This window comes from Agrobacterium cavarae, from assembly GCF_004310285.1.
GTDB classification, from domain to species: domain Bacteria; phylum Pseudomonadota; class Alphaproteobacteria; order Rhizobiales; family Rhizobiaceae; genus Agrobacterium; species Agrobacterium cavarae.
Genome location: NZ_SISF01000029.1, coordinates 181,065 through 196,909 on the forward strand (window position 1 = coordinate 181,065; position 15,845 = coordinate 196,909).

Here is a 15,845-nt window from a genome sequence, read left to right on the forward strand (position 1 = left end):
GGGCCGTTGTCCCAGGGATTTTTCGGCGCAGGGAACTGATGATGGGATATTGCCATGATGTACTCGACCTGTGGTGCCCTCTAACGGGGTGTCGATGGTGTTCTCCCAAGATAGAAGAAGGCGCGCAAGTGCGAAGTTGCGCGCCGTCATTGGCCGTGGGGCGTTGTCCGGTAGAGGTACTATAACGCCTTTGCCGCGACTGCCTCGTCTTTCGCCTGGTTCAGGGACAGAAAAACGATGATGGCGGTGATGGTGGTGATGGCCGACAACAGGATCAGCACCGACGAGAAAGCCTGGCTGTAAAACGACTGGAGTTGGCTGACCGTGGAGCCAGGCAGTGCGGCAAGCGCGCCTTCGAGATTGCCGATGGCAAGGTTTTGGCCTGCCGTTTGTGCCGAACCTTGGAGACCTGCAGCACTGAGGCGTCCGGCGATCAACAATGAGAGAATGGCGCCGATGACGGCAAGGGCCACTCCTTCCCCGGCAACCCGGACGGTGGAGAAGATGCCCATCGCCATACCCGCACGCTCGCTGGGAACCACGTCAACGGCAAGACCGTCCATCAAACCCCATGGCAGGCTGATCCCCGTGCCGATCATCAACATCGGCAATAGGAGCAGAGCCGCCGGGGTGCCGGATGGCAAGGTGGAAAGCCAGCCCAGGCCGCAGGCTGTCAAGATCAGTCCGGTGCCGCATAGGGTTGCGGGACGCAGCCAGCGTGTTAGCCAACCAGCCACGATCGGCAGTATCAGAAGCGGCGCGGAGAGAGCGATCATCAATCCACCGCCCGCAATGGCTCCCATTCCCTCAATGCCGACGAAGCGCAGCGGCAGCAGAACCAAAAGAACCACAAAACCATAGGCAGGCGCTGCGGCGAGCAGTTGGACACCGACGAAACGGCGATAGCGGAAGAGCGAGAGATCAAGCATTGGTCGCGCTACCGTTCTTTCGATCTGGATGAACAGGACGAGGCAGACCGCAGAGCCAATCAAGGCGCCGACGACCAGGCCGTCGCTCCAGCCGCGTTCGGGAACCAGCAGCATGCCATAGGTAAACAGGGCGAGCATGGTGGTGAAGCCAAGCGCACCCCGCCAGTCCAATCTTCCCGCAGCCGGGTCGCGGCTCTCTTTCAGGAACCTGTAACCGATCAGGAAGGAAAGTGAGGTTAGGAGCACCACAGCGAGGAAGATACTGCGCCAGCCGAAGCTTTCAATCATCGCACCCGAAACCACCGGACCAAGGGAAAGACCGACGCCGAAGCTTGTGCCGAGGACGCTGAAGGCCCGCATGCGGCTTGCTCCATTGAATTCCTGTGCAAGTGCTGCGGCGCCGCCGGCATAGGCGGCCGCGGCCGCAAGACCCTGGCCACCGCGAAGCAGATCGAAGAGCAAGATATCCGGCACCACGGTCAGCGCCAGCGAGAAGAGCGCGAAACTTGCCGCACCCAACAAGAAGACGCGGCGGCGGCCGAGACTATCGGCCAGTGCGCCTGCCACCATCAGGGTTGAACCGAAGGTCAGCATGAAGGCATTGGTGGCCCACGCGGTCGCCACGGGCGAGGCATCAAGCGCTTGCGCGATCGATGGAAGCGCGACTGCCGTGCCGGTGAAAGTCAGTGGCATGGCTGCCGCTGCCAGGCAGACGGCAAGCAAAGCGAGGTAGGGATGCGTGTGGGGACGCGCGGAGATATGGGGCTGCATAAACTATCCTCCTGAAAAACAGGCTTCATTAATCACGGGTGAAACCGTCGCCAACCAATATACTTGCGCTCTAATGTGCGATAACCTCCAACCTTATCCGATCAATCAGGAATAAAAGTCTTGAATGGGAGTTTTTGATGGACCGTTTCACCGGCCTCTCCGCCTTTGTTCGAACTGCCGATCTTGGCAGCTTTGCCGCAGCCGGTCGGGTACTGGGCCTGTCGCCCTCAGCCGTGGGGAAGGCAGTGAGTAAGCTGGAAGCTCAACTCCAGGTACGGCTTTTCCAGAGAACCACCCGCAGTCTTCGGCTGACGGAGGAGGGACGGGCCTTTCACGAACGATGTCGGCATATTCTCGACGACCTCGACGATGCGCATGAAAGCCTTATGCGCACACGCGAAGCGCCGCGCGGCGTCATCCGTATGTCCTGCCCGATCATCGCCTATCATCTGCTGTTGCCGGTAATCCCCGACTTCATGGCCCGCTATCCCGACATCACGCTCGATCTCGATTTCAATGACCGCATCGTTGACTTGATCGAGGAAGGGGTGGATGTCGCTATTCGCAGCGGCCAGTTGCCGGACAGCCGGTTGATGGTGCGCGCACTCCGGCCTTTCCGCCTGTTGCTGGCGGCGACGCCTGCCTATCTTGCCCGCCACGGCACACCTGGCTGTCCGCGTGATCTTGCCGATCATGCCAGCATCGGCTTCCGCTACCCCAATAGCGGCAAGATACAGCCGTGGCCGCTGCGTCGGCCAGAAGGTGAACCGGAACCGAGGCTGAGCTACGTGCTGACCTGCAACAATATGGAAGCATTGCGTGGCGCAGTGATGCGCGATTTGGGGATTGGCTGCATGCCGGATTTCCTGGCGGAGGGTCCGGTCCGTTCCGGCGATCTCGTTCCCCTGCTTCTCGATCATCTCGACGCGCCCGGTCAGTTCAACCTGCTCTGGCCATCCAGTCGGCATTTGTCGCCGAAGGTGCGCGTTCTCGTCGATTTTCTTGCCGAACGCCTGTTCATGTCAGAGCCTTGCCTCTCCTATGGCAAAAACCCAGAGTTCGCTGGCCGGACATCATAAAGCCCGGCCCCGGCCAACGCGAAATCTTCGCTTTCGCGGCTTATTAAGACCCAGTGCACTTCAGAGGTCTCAAGCCTCGATGCGAACGGGTACGGCCTTCGAAGCTGGCGTTTTCGACAGTTCGTCGTGATGGTCGATGGCAATAAGAACGTTGGCTTCCGGGTAATAGGCGCCGATCGTTCCCCGCGGGAGATTGTGTTCCCTGACCTTCAGTCCAGCGAGTTCACGTCGCACGCCGTCGTTGAAGTCGCTGACGAGCTTAACCTCCTGGCCTTCCGAAAGACCAGCTGAGCGGATGTCCTCACGGCACATCAACAGCACGTCGCGCGTTCCTTCGATGCCGCGGAAGCGGTCCGAATAGCCGTAGATCGTGGTGTTGAACTGGTCGTTGGAGCGCATGGTGATCAGGCGCAAGCGGCCTTCCGCATCATCGAACGAAAGAGCATTGAGCTGCTTTGGCGTGGTGAAGACCGCTTTCTTTTCCTCCGTCTTCCAGACCCGGTCATGGGCCGAATTGCCGCGATAAAAGCCGCTCGGTTCGAACATACGCTCGTTGTAAGCCCCGAACTGATCTGGATACGTGGCCTCGATAAGGTCTCGGACGAGGCTGTAGTCGGCGGTCCATTCGTCCCATTTTAGTTTTGGGTTGGGCGCGACAGTCGCCTTGGCGATGCTCGTCACAATCGCCAGTTCGCTTTTCAGATGCTTCGATGCTGGCGTGCGTTTACCGACGGAGCCCGAGATATGCGAGAAGCTGTCTTCTGTCGTCACCGATTGCGGACCGGATGCCTGCTCGTCTCGCTCCAGTCGCGAGAGGCAGGGCAGAATGTAAGCTTTCTTTCCCGGAAAGAGATGGCTTCGGTTCAGCTTGGTGGACACGACGACCGTGAGATCCTGGCTCGCCCATGCCTCTTCCATGGCCTTCTGGTCTGGAACAGCGCGTACAAGGTTGCCGCCAAGCGAGATCGTCGCCTTGATCTGGCCCGACATCATGCCCTTGACGGCGTCGACAATGGTCACCCCATCCTCTGTCGGCGGATCGAAGTCGAAGAGGGCCTTCAGCTTGTCCATCGGGATCAGCTTTGCCTTTTCAGCAATGCCCACGGTGCGCTGGCCCTGGACATTGGAGTGACCGCGTACAGGACAGCATCCGGCTCCCTCGCGACCGATATTGCCGCGCAGCAGCAGCAGGTTCACCACCATTGCAACGTTGAGTGCCCCTTGCGAATGCTGCGTCAAGCCCATGCCATAGACACCGATGACGCGTTCCGCCTGGATGTAGAGTTCGCCGGCGCCGCGGATTGCCGTCTCGGTCAGGCCGCTTTCTTTCTCGATGACCGACCAGTCGGTGCTGCGCACGAGATCGATGAAACTTTCCAGGCCAACCGTATGCTCGTCGATAAATGCAATATCGAGGACCCTCGCTGCCCCCGTGCTGACGGCCGCATCATCCGCTTCGACGACCACCTTGCAGAGGCCGAGGATGGCGGCGATGTCACCTCCGGCCTTCACCTGAAGATATTCGTCCGAGATCTGCGTTTCACGTCCCGTCAGCATGTCGACCGGGCTTTGCGGATTGACGAAGGAGACGAGCCCTTGCTCGACCACGGGATTGAAGGTGACAATCTTGGCACCGCGCTTTTTCGCCTCCTGCAGAGGATGAAGGAAACGGGGACTGTTCGAACCGGGGTTCTGGCCGAAGAAGAAGAAAGCATCGGCTTTCTCAAGGTCTTCCCAGACGACGGTGCCGACAGGCGAGCCGATTACCTTCTGTAGGCCGACCGAGGTCGTCTCATGGCACATGTTCGAGCTTTGGGGCAGGTTATTGTTGCCGTAGGTTCTGGCAAGCAGCGCGTAGAGATAGGAAGCCTCCAGGCCCGCATGTCCGGAGGAATAGAAGACAACACTCTCGCGTGGAAGGGACTTCAGGGTTTGGCCGATATCGTCGAAGGCCTGATCCCACGAGACTTCGACATAGCGATCGCTGGCTTCGTCATAACGAAGTGGGTGCGTCAGCCGGCCCGTCTGTTCGAGATCGTAGTCTTTCCAGCCGCGAAGTGATTGGACCGTGTGATCGGACCAGAAACCCGGCGTGCATCGCGCGCTGGTCAGGTCGGAAATCGTTGCCTTCGCGCCGTTCTCGCAGAATTCGAAGGGATGATAATTGGCCGGTTTTGGCCAGGCACAGGAGACGCACATCACGCCGCCGGGCTTGTTTTGCCGTGCCAATTCCTCGAGCACCATGGGCGAGGGTTTGTCGTCACCCAGAATTCGCGCAATCGATTTTACCGATCCCCAACCGCCAGAGGGACCTTCAGATTCAGGGTTAGGGATGGTGTCGGTCATGATGTCTTCCATTCAAAAAAGGAGCAAGCGCCCCGCGGGAACGGAGCGCCTTCAGCAATCATTGGGCGCGCTTATGCGGCAGGCTCATGGAACGGACAGCCGTTGAATTTCGCCCGGAACTCGGCTGAGTGGCGGTAGGTGTCCTTCCGCGCCCGGTTGATATTGCCGAGCGGCTGGTGATCGGTAAGACCTGTCCAGATGCTGAACCGCATCTCTTCGTCCACCTTCTGCACCTTCTCATCACTCCAGCTATCCTGCGGATGTGCCGTAATGGTCGCGACGGTGACGAATGGTGCATCGTCTTCTTTCCACTCGACAGTGGGGTCTTCGATTGGCTGTTTTTCGAGATCGCGACAGAGCTGGACCTGAAACTCCCAAACACCATGGGTTTCCTGCATTTCTGCCTGGACCGTTTCGCGAATGGCGTCTTCTCGCACACTGACGTCGATCTCTGTTCCGGTGCGTTTCGTTAGATCGGGCGAAACGGGTTTAAGCCGGAACTTGGCAACATAGTCGCCATAACGGAAAGGCGTCACGCTGAAGTAGGTTTCACCCAGCGGATCGACATCGGGTGCGCCACCGAGCGACTGGATGGCGGGACTAGAGACACCCACCGCTTCAAGACCCTTATTGACGGTCTGAAGCACGCTCGACATCACCACCTTTGTGCCTTCCATCTTGTCGGTCGTCTTGGCAAGCAGCTTGAGGCTGGAAAGAAATTTCTCCGCATTCGGTGCCTGGAAGACCGGACCGTTGACCATGACAAAGTCCTGCGTCGAACCTTCCGCGTCGGGCAAGCGCTGCCCTTGGACATCCAGCACCTTCAATGCCATTCCGCGAGGAAGCGACACGGCATCGGGAAGGATATCGCCTGCATTGGTGGAGAGGCGCATGAAGGCCTTGTGAGTGCCGGGCATGGCAAATAGGCCCTGTGCCAGCTCCGGCGGCAGACCGGGTTTTACCACCATCTCCGCTTCGATGATGCCATGCGCTTTCGCGTGGACGGAGCGAACCGCGTGCCCGTAATTCTTGGCCGTGGTTTCGAGGATGGTATCGAACTGTTCGATGAGGCCTGAGATGGTTTCCGGCTCCTTTTCTCTCACGGTTTCCAGATCGGCGGAATAGCGGATGGGCTGGGCTGTCAAAGTTGCGCTCCTAAGCAAAAACGAGAAACGCCGTCCCGTGAACTAAGGTTCCTCATCAACCACTCCGTCATGGAAGCTGTCTGGGTGCGCTGGGCTGCATCGACAATCGCTTGGTCTGCCCGCCATTGCGCGAACTCGCTATCCGGTTTCGTACAAAGCTCGCGCTTGTCGGCGCTCTATGGCATAGAGTGCCTTTAGCCTAACGAGCGATTCCATGCCGCAGTCCCACAGTCCTACCAAAAGTCTTTTTGCCGAGAGCGGAAGCGAAACGCCGCTTTCGCTGTTGAAACGCGTCTATGGCTACGCCTCTTTTAGAGGCCGACAGGAAGAGGTTGTCGACCATGTGATGGCGGGTGGCGATGCCGTTGTGCTCTTTCCAACCGGCGCGGGCAAATCGCTGTGTTTCCAGGTTCCAGCGCTTTGCAGGAATGGGCTTGGAATTGTGGTCTCGCCGTTGATCGCGCTGATGCGCGATCAGGTCGAAGCGCTGAAGCAACTCGGTGTTCGCGCAGCGGCGCTCAACTCTTCGCTGTCGCGCGAAGAGTTCATGGATGTGCGCAGCGCGGTCCATAGCGGTGAGCTCGATCTACTCTATGTGACACCTGAGCGCATCGTCACGCCAGGCTTCAAGGATCTCGTGGGGCGCACGAAAATCGCGCTGTTTGCGATTGACGAAGCGCATTGTGTTTCGCAGTGGGGCCATGATTTCAGGCCTGAATATCGCGAACTTGGCCGGCTGGCAGAAGAGTATCCCGGCGTTCCGCGCATGGCGCTGACGGCGACTGCCGATCCTCATACCCGTGATGACATCATTGAACGGCTGCAACTTCAGTCCGCTGGTGTTTTCACCACCTCCTTCGACCGGCCCAATATCGGCTATGAAATCGTCGAGCGGGATCAGCCGAAGCAGCAATTGCTGCGCTTCCTGTCGCACCACAAAGGATCGAGCGGCATCGTCTATTGCCTTTCCCGCGCCAAGGTGGACGAGACGGCGGAGTGGCTGAACACGCAGGGCATCAGGGCACTTGGCTATCATGCCGGCATGGAGCGGGAGATGCGCGACCGCCATCAGGACGCGTTCCTGAAAGAGGAAGAACTTTGCCTCGTGGCAACGGTCGCCTTCGGCATGGGGATCGACAAGCCGAATGTGCGCTACGTCGCCCATCTGGATTTGCCCGGATCGGTTGAGGCCTATTATCAGGAAACCGGGCGTGCGGGCCGCGATGGGCTGCCGTCCGATGTCTGGATGGCCTACGGCATGGCTGACGTCATTCAGCGCGGTCGCATGATCGATGAGGGGAATTCAAGCCCAGAGATCAAGCGTGTCGAGCGCGCTAAGCTCAATGCGCTGCTTGGCATTTGCGAGACGGCCGGCTGCCGCAGGCAGGCGATCCTCAAGCACTTCGGCGAAGCCCATGGTGGAAATTGCGGCAACTGCGATACCTGCCTGAAACCGGTGGAAACCTGGGATGGGACGGATGCCGCGATCAAGGCGATGGCGGCGATCTATCGAACGGGAGAGCGCTTCGGTACCGGACACCTCGTCGATGTTCTGCTCGGCAACGAGACTGACAAGACCACCCGCTTCGGCCACGTCGATATGCCGGTTTTCGGAGCTGGCAAGGACCTGCCGGCCAAGACCTGGCAATCGGTCTATCGCCAGCTTCTTGCCGCGGGACTGATCAGCGTCGATCATGGCGCTTATGGAGCTCTCAAGCTGGAGCCGGAATCGCGCGCCGTCTTCAAAAAGGAACGCGAGGTCCGCTTCCGCAAGGATCGGCCGACGACGGGCAAGGCGTCCCGATCGTCCTCGGCAAGTTCAGCAAATGCGAAGTCTGGATTGGAAGGCGCCGATCTCGAGCTCTTTCAGGCGTTACGCGCTGTCCGCATGGACATATCCAAGGATCTCGGCGTGCCGCCCTATGTCGTTTTTCCCGACACGACGTTGGTTGCGCTTGCGACCGAACGGCCATCCGACGAAGACGAGATGCTGGATATTTCCGGCGTCGGGCCTTCAAAGCTGGAGCGTTTCGGCGACGCCTTTCTTGAGGTCATCAACGCGCATTCGCGATGACCGTGACACTTTTGGCGCAGCCCCCAGCGTATATTAGTCCGATGCCATGGATGTGATCTTCTCCGGCTTGCCATGCGTTTTTCGATGGGCGAGAAGGAGGCGCAATTTCTATGGATTTCCCACATGACACTTCTTCAGCGCGTATCTCGTCGCAGCTTTATCTTAGGGACGCTTTCGGCAGCGGCAGCGCTTGCGGGCTGCCAGACAAACTCCACACCCGCAGTGGTGCCGCAAGCCGCTCGGCGGCCTATCGTGCCGCCGGATGAGGCGGAGTTGCAGCAGCGCTACGCGGCGTTGGAGGATGGCGGACACAGCCTCCCTGCAATTCCCTACCAGCAGATCGATCCGAAATATTACCGTCAGCGCGTGCTAGACCCGACAGGCGAGAAGCCCGGCACGGTGGTCGTCGATACGCCAAACCGCTTCCTCTATGTGGTCGAGCCTGGCGGAACGGCGATGCGTTACGGTGTTGGCCTCGGACGGGACGGCTTTGCCTGGGAAGGTGAGGGGATCGTTCATTGGCGCCAGCCTTGGCCACGCTGGAAGGTTCCGGCTGAAATGGTTGCTCGCCAGCCAAAACTGGCACGCTTCTCTGTCGAGAATGGCGGCATGGATCCGGGGATCAAGAACCCGCTTGGTGCCCGCGCGCTCTACATCTTCAAGGATGGCAAGGACACGCTCTACCGTCTCCATGGCTCGCCGGAGTGGCAGTCGATCGGCAAGGCAACCTCTTCGGGCTGCGTTCGCCTCGTCAATCAGGACGTGATCGATCTTTACCAGCGCGTGCCATACCACGCTCGGATTGTCGTCCACCAAGGCCCGCTCGGCGCCCGCGCCACAGCGTAGCTCCGCGCTATCGAAGAAGGCCATCGCGGTCGAACTCTTCCCAACCGGAGAGTTCGGCCGAACTACGCTCAGGCGGACGCGCCGACTTCGCCTTTTTGAGCGAACGTGTCAGCTTGGCTTGATGCGCCGCGCGCCGTCTATTCTCTGCCTTCGCGGCGAGATCATGTTCTCGCCATTCGTCGATGGCGCCACTGTTGAGAAGCTCCTCGACCACCTTCGGCTCAAAGACGTGGAAGGTGATCCGTTTCGCCCGGCCACGCAGTCTTACCGTCCTGATGCCGCCGCTCGGCAGGCGACCATCTTCAAGCCAGCGTCGGCGCTCCGTGGTGGAGATGGTCAGGATATCTTCGATCTCGCGCGGTAGCACCGGCAGGCTTTCCATGGTTTCCAGCAATTTCGAGACCTTGGCGCGCGCCGCCTTGAAGTCGTCCTCGTCGTCTTCTGGAACCGCGAGGGTCAAAACCATGCCTGCGATATCCAGATCCCTGCGGACGGCAAAAGGCAATTTGGCGCGCAACTCCATCAAGATGCCTTTGGCGCGGACGGACGAGCCGAGCGTTGCCGCGGGCGGCAGCGTCCAGGACTCGGTCAGAAGCGGCACGGTGTTGGATTTCTTTTTCGCCATAAGCACTGAAGTGGTGGCGACGGCGGATATGGTCAACATGGGGACATGCAATTCATCATCTTTAGGAAGCAAATCAGGACGTTATCGCGGCCAGCCGTCGTTGCGGGCGAGAGGCAGCCCGACCGCCATCACACAAATAGGTCTTGATAAAAAACCGGAAGCGGAGCCCAATAGGGACGAGATCGTATCTGGGAAGGGTGGATGATGCGAGTAGTTCGGAGCGTGCTGACAAGCTTTGCTATCATGCTGGCATTGAGCGGTGTCGGTTGGGCTCAGGAGGTCAGCGAGGACATTGTGGACGCGACGGTAGGTGACTGGCTGATCGTGTCGGAGGATGGGAGCCTTGGCTGTCACATCACGCTGAAGAAAGACAAGACGATCGGCGGCCGAGCCGTGGCGGAAGGAAAGACGTGCGGCGCACCCTGGCATGATCAGATCGCTGCCTGGGATTTCGGCGGCCCAGGGATCGTCCTGCGCGACGCGACCAGAAAAAAGATCATCTGTTTCGGCGAACGGGAGGTTGGTCCATGGGTAACGGACATCGAGCGGTCGCCCCGTATTTATTTCGTTCCTGAGCCTGGAAAGATGGACCGTGCCGCAACGGAGAAGGACGCTATCGGTAAATGGGTTTTGACCGACAAGAAGGGAAAAGCGCTCTGCCACCTGTCTTTGCTGGATACCGCTTCCACCAGGGGTGACGACACCAAGGGCCTGCAGATCAGAGGCGACTGTGCTGCCAATGTCAAAAAGAAGAAAATGGACGGATGGCAGATCGATGAGATCAAGCTCGTATTCATCGGTGGCGAGGACTACGCTTACTCGCTGATTCCAACGATCGACGGGTTCGTCACCGATGACGACCGATATCAACTGAAGCGCGATAAATAGGCGTCTCTTGGGTGAGGCCTCGACCAGGCTAGCCGGAGTTTATCAGGCGTTCGAGGCCAGCTGAACTCGACGGTCAAAGTCTAAAAGCGCCCGCCACATGTGACATCGCTGCTTCAATCTCTGATCGACACCATCTCGACAGTGGCGGAATCCCGCTGTCCTTTGGCGAGGTTGCCGATCATTAAAGATCGCACTCGCGCACCAGCGAGAAATCCGACCCCGGTCAAACTCTATAACCCGTCATCTCGCCTCATCTAATTTCAGCCAAGCGTGCCGCTCCCCTCCAGTGGAAGGTGACAATAAATCGCCCTGCGTTTCAGCACGTCCTAACTCACCATCAAGAACTTGATTGACAGTAACTCCCTTTCCGATATTCTCTTATAAAAGCTTATATAACATAATAACGGAACAATAAAGCTGGGAGTATGATATGAAACTGAAGCTCGCATTCCTTCTCGCCACGGCACTCATCGTCAGCCCGTCGGTTCTCTTTGCGCAGGATCGTGGTGGCGTGATCAATGTCGCAACCATCGGTGAGCCGCCAACGCTCGATCCAATGGCATCAACCGCGGATCTCGTCGGCATCGTCACGCAGCACATCTTCGAGACACTTTATACCTTCGACAAGGAGTGGAAGACGACACCGCTTTTGGCGGAAAGTCTTCCGGAGATCAGCGCAGACGGAAAAACCTACACGATCAAGCTGCGCGCCGGCATCAAGTTCCACGACGGTTCCGACATGGCGTCGGATGATGTGGTTGCTTCCCTCGATCGGTGGATCAAAGTTGCATCGCGCGGCAAGCAGGCCGCGTCCTTTATCGACAAGATCGAAGCCACCGACCCGTTGACCGTCACGATCACGCTGAAGCAGCCTTATGCGCCGCTCGTTTCGCTTCTTGCCTTCAACAACTCCGCGGCGATCATTCTTCCTAAGGAAAAGCAGGAAGAGCCGATGAAGGAGTTTATCGGTACCGGCCCGTATATGCTGAAGGAGCGCAAAGCCGACCAATATATCCAGCTCGTCCGCTTCGACGGATATAAGTCCCGCGAAGGCGACGGCAATGGGTATGGTGGCGCGCGGCATCAATATCTCGACGAGATCCGCTTCGTACCCGTGCCTGACGCCAACACCCGCGTCGAGGCGGCGGTTTCCGGTCAATATGATTACATCGACTCGATCCCGGTCGAATCCTTCGACAAGATCAAGTCTTCTTCGGCGACAGAGCCGGTAGTGCTGACGCCGTTCGGCTATCCCGTCTTCGTCTTCAATACGGCGCAGGGGCTTGCCAAGGATGTCGCGATGCGCAAGGCAATCCGCCAGGCGCTCAGCATGGAAGACATGCTGGCAGCCGCCTTTGGCAGCACGGATTTTTATGCGCTTGACGGTGATATCTATCCGAAGAACTTTATCTGGAACACAAATGCAGGTGTCGAGGGCAATTACAATATTGCCGATCCGGAAGGCGCTGCAAAAGCCGCCAAGGCCGCAGGCTATGACGGCGAAAAGCCCATCCGCATCCTCACAAGCCGTCAATACGAGTTCCATTACAAGATGGCGCAGGTCGCTGCCGAGTATCTGAAGCTTGCAGGCTTCAAGGTGGACATGCAGGTGGTGGACTGGGCAACGCTGACCCAACGCCGCGCAGACAAGGCGCTATGGGACATCTACATTACCCATAGCCCATTCCTGCCAGAGCCAGCTCTGATCGGCTCTCTCGCGCCGACATCGCCAGGATGGTGGGATACGCCGCTGCGCAAGCAGACAGTTGAAGCGTTCTCGGCCGAATCCGATCCTGAAAAGCGTATCGCTCTCTGGGCTGATGTTCAAAAGGCCATGTATGAGGAGATCCCCTACATGAAGATCGGTGACTTCAATGCGGTCGCTGCCAAGTCGAAGAAGATCGAGGGTATCCAGGCAGCACCTTGGCCATACTTCTGGAACGCTTCCATCAAGAAGTAGTCCATCGAGCGAGCGTCGTCGCGCCATTGTTCATCTCATGTCCAACGGGACGCAGAGAGAGTTGGCGCGACCCTGATACTCAGTCCAGCAACGCATACCCAAGCAGACTCCTTTACCCTGCGGCAAGGGAACGCCAAGCCCATGATACGATATATTCTCCAGCGCCTCGCAGGCATGATCGTCGTGATGTTTCTCGTCGTCACGATCGTCTTCATCATCGTGCGCGTTACCCCGGGTGACCCGGCAGCCGTCATGCTCGGCCCGGATGCGTCAGCACAAGACATTGCTGATCTGAGAACGCGTTTGGGGCTCGATCAGTCGCTGGCCGTGCAATATTTCTACTACATCGGCCAGATGCTGAAAGGCGATCTTGGGCAGTCGATCTTCCTGAATATGCCCGTCACGACGGCGCTGCTTGATCGCGCTGAACCGACCTTCTTTCTCACACTGTTTTCGTTGCTGATTGCCAGTGTCATCGCCTTGCCCATTGGCATTTACGCCGCCTATCGCCGCGGATCTTTCGTGGACCAGGCTGCAACGACCGTTGCGATGCTTGCGGCCAGCATTCCGAGCTTCTGGCTTGGCCTTATCCTCATGCAGTTCTTTGCGGTGCGGCTCAATCTTTTCCCGGTGTCGGGCTATGGGGGGCCTGGTTCAAGCTTCCTCGATCGCATGTATCACCTCACTCTTCCGGCTTTCGCACTTGGATTGGTGTCGTCGGCATTGATCCTCCGCTTCACCCGCGCATCAATGCTTGATGTGCTCGGTGATGATTATATTCGCACCGCTCGGGCGAAGGGTGTGGTCGAACGGCGGGTGGTGATGAAACATGCGTTGAAGAACGCGCTCATCCCCATCCTCACCGTTCTCGGGTTGACGGCTGCGGTACTCATTTCAGGCGCTGTCGTCACCGAGACGGTCTTCGGGCTTCCAGGCGTTGGCAGTCTCGTGGTTTCCGCGGTTCTGCGACGAGACTATCCGGTCATTCAAGGTGCGCTTCTCGTCATTGCAGCGCTCTACGTCCTCATCAATTTCGCGATCGACATGCTCTACCTGCTGATCGATCCGCGCGTGCGCTATTAAAGGGGGCGGGAACCGATGACGGATATTGCTACAACTACACCGGCCCCTTCTAGCAGCGAAGGCATGAAGTTTTTCAAACGGTTTCTGAAACGAAAGACGGTGGCCTTCGGCCTGATCGTGCTTGTCATCTTCGTACTTCTGGCCGCGCTCGCGCCCTGGATTGCACCTTACTCGCCATCTAAGCTGTCCATCGTCAATCGCCTCAAGCCGCCCAGCGAAACCTTCTGGTTCGGCACGGATGAGTTTGGCCGCGACGTCTTCTCGCGCACCATTTATGCAGGCCGATTGTCGCTGCTTGTGGGCGCGTCCGTTGTTTCTTTGTCCGCGATCATCGGTGTGACGCTTGGTCTGCTGGCCGGTTTCTTCAAGCGGTTGGACACACCGATTGCACGCCTGATCGATGCGATGATGGCGTTCCCGGATATTCTTCTCGCCATTGCGCTCGTTGCAGCCCTTGGACCATCGCTCACCACCGTGATCGTCGCGCTTTCCATCGTCTATTCGCCGCGCCTTGCCCGCATCGTGCGCGCCTCGACCCTTGTCATCAGGGAGCTTCCCTATGTCGAGGCGGCCCAGGCGCTTGGGATATCGACCTTCCACATCATGACGCGGCATGTGCTGCGCAATCTGTTGTCGCCGATCCTGGTGCAGGCCTCCTTCCTGTTTGCCAGCGCCATGCTGGCGGAAGCAGGCCTCTCTTTTCTCGGGCTAGGTGTCAGCCCGGAAATTCCGACCTGGGGCACGATGATTGCCGCTGGTCGCCAATATATCGGGCAAGCCGACTGGATGACCTATTTCCCCGGCTTCGCCATCATTCTTTCCGTTCTCTCGCTGCAAATGGTCGGCGACGGGTTGCGGGACATGCTCGATCCAAGACTGCGAAGGGATTTGTAATATGACCGGCCAACAGGCAAAGCCGCTGCTCATCAAGAACGTCAAGCCCATGGCTTTCGGCGGAAGCGGAAAAGATGCCGTCACCGACATTCTGGTGAACAGCGACGGCAACATTGCCGCCATCGGACAAGCGCTTGCGTCCGATGAGGCAACGGTGATCGATGGTAAAGGTGCCTGGATCTCGCCGGGCTGGGTGGATCTGCACGTCCATATCTGGCACGGCGGCACAGACATCTCGATCCGTCCGTCCGAATGCGGTGCCGAGCGCGGTGTCACGACGCTTGTCGATGCAGGATCTGCGGGTGAAGCGAACTTTCATGGCTTCCGCGAATATATCATCGAGCCGTCCAGAGAGCGGATCAAGGCATTCCTCAATCTCGGTTCGATCGGTCTTGTTGCCTGTAACCGCGTTGCGGAACTTCGCGACATCAGGGATATCGATCTCGACCGCATCCTCGAATGCTACGCGGAAAACAGCGAGCATATTGTCGGCATCAAAGTTCGCGCCAGCCATGTCATCACCGGATCCTGGGGCGTAACACCGGTCAAGCTCGGCAAGAAGATCGCCAAGATCCTCAAAGTTCCGATGATGGTTCATGTCGGCGAGCCACCGGCACTTTATGATGAGGTGCTGGAAATCTTGGGCCCCGGCGACGTTGTGACCCATTGCTTTAATGGCAAATCCGGTTCGTCAATCATGGAAGACGAGGACTTGTTCAACCTCGCCGAACGCTGCGCATCCGAAGGGGTCCGGCTCGATATCGGCCATGGCGGCGCGTCCTTCTCCTTCAAGGTGGCAGAGGCTGCGATTGCGCGTGGACTTCTGCCCCATTCCATCTCGACCGACCTGCACGGCCATTCGATGAACTTCCCGGTTTGGGATCTCGCAACGACCATGTCGAAGCTTCTGTCGGTCGGAATGCCTTTCGACAAGGTGGTGAATGCTGTGACGCATGCGCCGGCAGAGGTCATCAAGCTCGACATGCTAAACCGGCTGTCCGTCGGAGCGCGCGCCGATTTCACCATTTTCGATCTGGTCGATTCCGATCTGGAGGCAACCGACTCCAATGGCGACGTCTCGGTGCTGAAGCAGCTCTTTGAGCCGCGCTATGCCGTCATCGGCGGGGAAGCCATTACCGCGAGCCGTTACATACCACGCGCTCGCAAGCTTGTGCGCCACAGCCACGGCTACTCGTACCGATAAG

The 15,845-nt window shown here is 58.5% G+C and carries 12 protein-coding genes; 8 read left to right on the forward strand and 4 right to left on the reverse strand.

From position 1 onward, the window contains the following. Positions 1-179: 179 nt before the first annotated feature. Entirely contained in the window at positions 180-1,700 is a 1,521-nt protein-coding gene (locus EYC79_RS10945) for an MFS transporter (protein ID WP_130977995.1), read from the reverse strand. Positions 1,701-1,837: 137 nt separating this feature from the next. On the opposite strand from EYC79_RS10945, the gene EYC79_RS10950 reads away from it, so the two are divergent. Next, entirely contained in the window at positions 1,838-2,779 is a 942-nt protein-coding gene (locus EYC79_RS10950; protein WP_130977996.1) for a LysR family transcriptional regulator, read from the forward strand. A 69-nt stretch (positions 2,780-2,848) separates the two neighbouring features. On the opposite strand, the gene EYC79_RS10955 is transcribed toward EYC79_RS10950, so the two are convergent. After that, the gene (locus EYC79_RS10955) at positions 2,849-5,125 is read right to left on the reverse strand and encodes an FdhF/YdeP family oxidoreductase (protein WP_130977997.1); all 2,277 of its coding nucleotides are present in this window, start codon (positions 5,123-5,125) and stop codon (positions 2,849-2,851) included. Between the two features lie 71 nt (positions 5,126-5,196). Continuing rightward, entirely contained in the window at positions 5,197-6,270 is a 1,074-nt protein-coding gene (locus tag EYC79_RS10960; protein WP_130977998.1) for a catalase family protein, read from the reverse strand. 214 nt (positions 6,271-6,484) lie between these two features. Between EYC79_RS10960 and recQ the strand changes: the two genes are divergently transcribed. Both recQ and EYC79_RS10970 read left to right on the forward strand, forming a co-directional pair. Further along, positions 6,485-8,344, forward strand: coding sequence for a DNA helicase RecQ (gene recQ / locus EYC79_RS10965; RefSeq protein ID WP_130977999.1), 1,860 nt, complete (start codon positions 6,485-6,487; stop codon positions 8,342-8,344). 123 nt (positions 8,345-8,467) lie between these two features. After that, complete coding sequence (locus tag EYC79_RS10970; RefSeq protein ID WP_130978000.1) at positions 8,468-9,190, forward strand: L,D-transpeptidase; 723 nt, start codon at positions 8,468-8,470, stop codon at positions 9,188-9,190. 7 nt (positions 9,191-9,197) lie between these two features. Here EYC79_RS10970 and EYC79_RS10975 read toward each other — a convergent pair whose 3' ends face one another. Further along, positions 9,198-9,815, reverse strand: a complete 618-nt coding sequence (locus EYC79_RS10975) for a hypothetical protein (protein WP_130978091.1) — start codon at positions 9,813-9,815, stop codon at positions 9,198-9,200. A gap of 201 nt (positions 9,816-10,016) precedes the next feature. Here EYC79_RS10975 and EYC79_RS10980 point away from each other — a divergent pair, with 201 nt between their 5' ends. From EYC79_RS10980 to EYC79_RS11000, 5 genes are all read left to right on the forward strand, one after another. Further along, positions 10,017-10,703: an AprI/Inh family metalloprotease inhibitor gene (locus EYC79_RS10980; protein WP_130978001.1), complete on the forward strand. Its 687-nt coding sequence runs from the start codon at positions 10,017-10,019 to the stop codon at positions 10,701-10,703. A gap of 430 nt (positions 10,704-11,133) precedes the next feature. Further along, the gene (locus EYC79_RS10985; protein WP_130978002.1) at positions 11,134-12,663 is read left to right on the forward strand and encodes an ABC transporter substrate-binding protein; all 1,530 of its coding nucleotides are present in this window, start codon (positions 11,134-11,136) and stop codon (positions 12,661-12,663) included. Between the two features lie 141 nt (positions 12,664-12,804). Continuing rightward, a complete protein-coding gene (locus EYC79_RS10990; protein WP_062442384.1) occupies positions 12,805-13,746 on the forward strand; it encodes an ABC transporter permease in 942 nt (313 codons plus the stop codon). A gap of 15 nt (positions 13,747-13,761) precedes the next feature. Next, positions 13,762-14,640: an ABC transporter permease gene (locus tag EYC79_RS10995; protein WP_130978003.1), complete on the forward strand. Its 879-nt coding sequence runs from the start codon at positions 13,762-13,764 to the stop codon at positions 14,638-14,640. A 1-nt stretch (position 14,641) separates the two neighbouring features. Then, the gene (locus EYC79_RS11000; RefSeq protein ID WP_112359765.1) at positions 14,642-15,844 is read left to right on the forward strand and encodes an amidohydrolase/deacetylase family metallohydrolase; all 1,203 of its coding nucleotides are present in this window, start codon (positions 14,642-14,644) and stop codon (positions 15,842-15,844) included. The last annotated feature ends 1 nt before the right edge of the window (position 15,845 follow it).

Excerpts from the sequence above, each read along its gene's own strand:
- EYC79_RS10985 (WP_130978002.1), top strand. The coding sequence starts at position 11,134 with ATGAAACTGAAGCTCGCATTCCTTCTCGCCACGGCACTCATCGTCAGC.
- EYC79_RS10980 (WP_130978001.1), top strand. The coding sequence starts at position 10,017 with ATGATGCGAGTAGTTCGGAGCGTGCTGACAAGCTTTGCTATCATGCTG.
- EYC79_RS10970 (WP_130978000.1), top strand. The coding sequence starts at position 8,468 with ATGACACTTCTTCAGCGCGTATCTCGTCGCAGCTTTATCTTAGGGACG.
- recQ (WP_130977999.1), top strand. The coding sequence starts at position 6,485 with ATGCCGCAGTCCCACAGTCCTACCAAAAGTCTTTTTGCCGAGAGCGGA.
- EYC79_RS10995 (WP_130978003.1), top strand. The coding sequence starts at position 13,762 with ATGACGGATATTGCTACAACTACACCGGCCCCTTCTAGCAGCGAAGGC.
- EYC79_RS11000 (WP_112359765.1), top strand. The coding sequence starts at position 14,642 with ATGACCGGCCAACAGGCAAAGCCGCTGCTCATCAAGAACGTCAAGCCC.
- EYC79_RS10945 (WP_130977995.1), bottom strand. The coding sequence starts at position 1,700 with ATGCAGCCCCATATCTCCGCGCGTCCCCACACGCATCCCTACCTCGCT.
- EYC79_RS10950 (WP_130977996.1), top strand. The coding sequence starts at position 1,838 with ATGGACCGTTTCACCGGCCTCTCCGCCTTTGTTCGAACTGCCGATCTT.
- EYC79_RS10975 (WP_130978091.1), bottom strand. The coding sequence starts at position 9,815 with ATGGCGAAAAAGAAATCCAACACCGTGCCGCTTCTGACCGAGTCCTGG.
- EYC79_RS10990 (WP_062442384.1), top strand. The coding sequence starts at position 12,805 with ATGATACGATATATTCTCCAGCGCCTCGCAGGCATGATCGTCGTGATG.
- EYC79_RS10955 (WP_130977997.1), bottom strand. The coding sequence starts at position 5,125 with ATGACCGACACCATCCCTAACCCTGAATCTGAAGGTCCCTCTGGCGGT.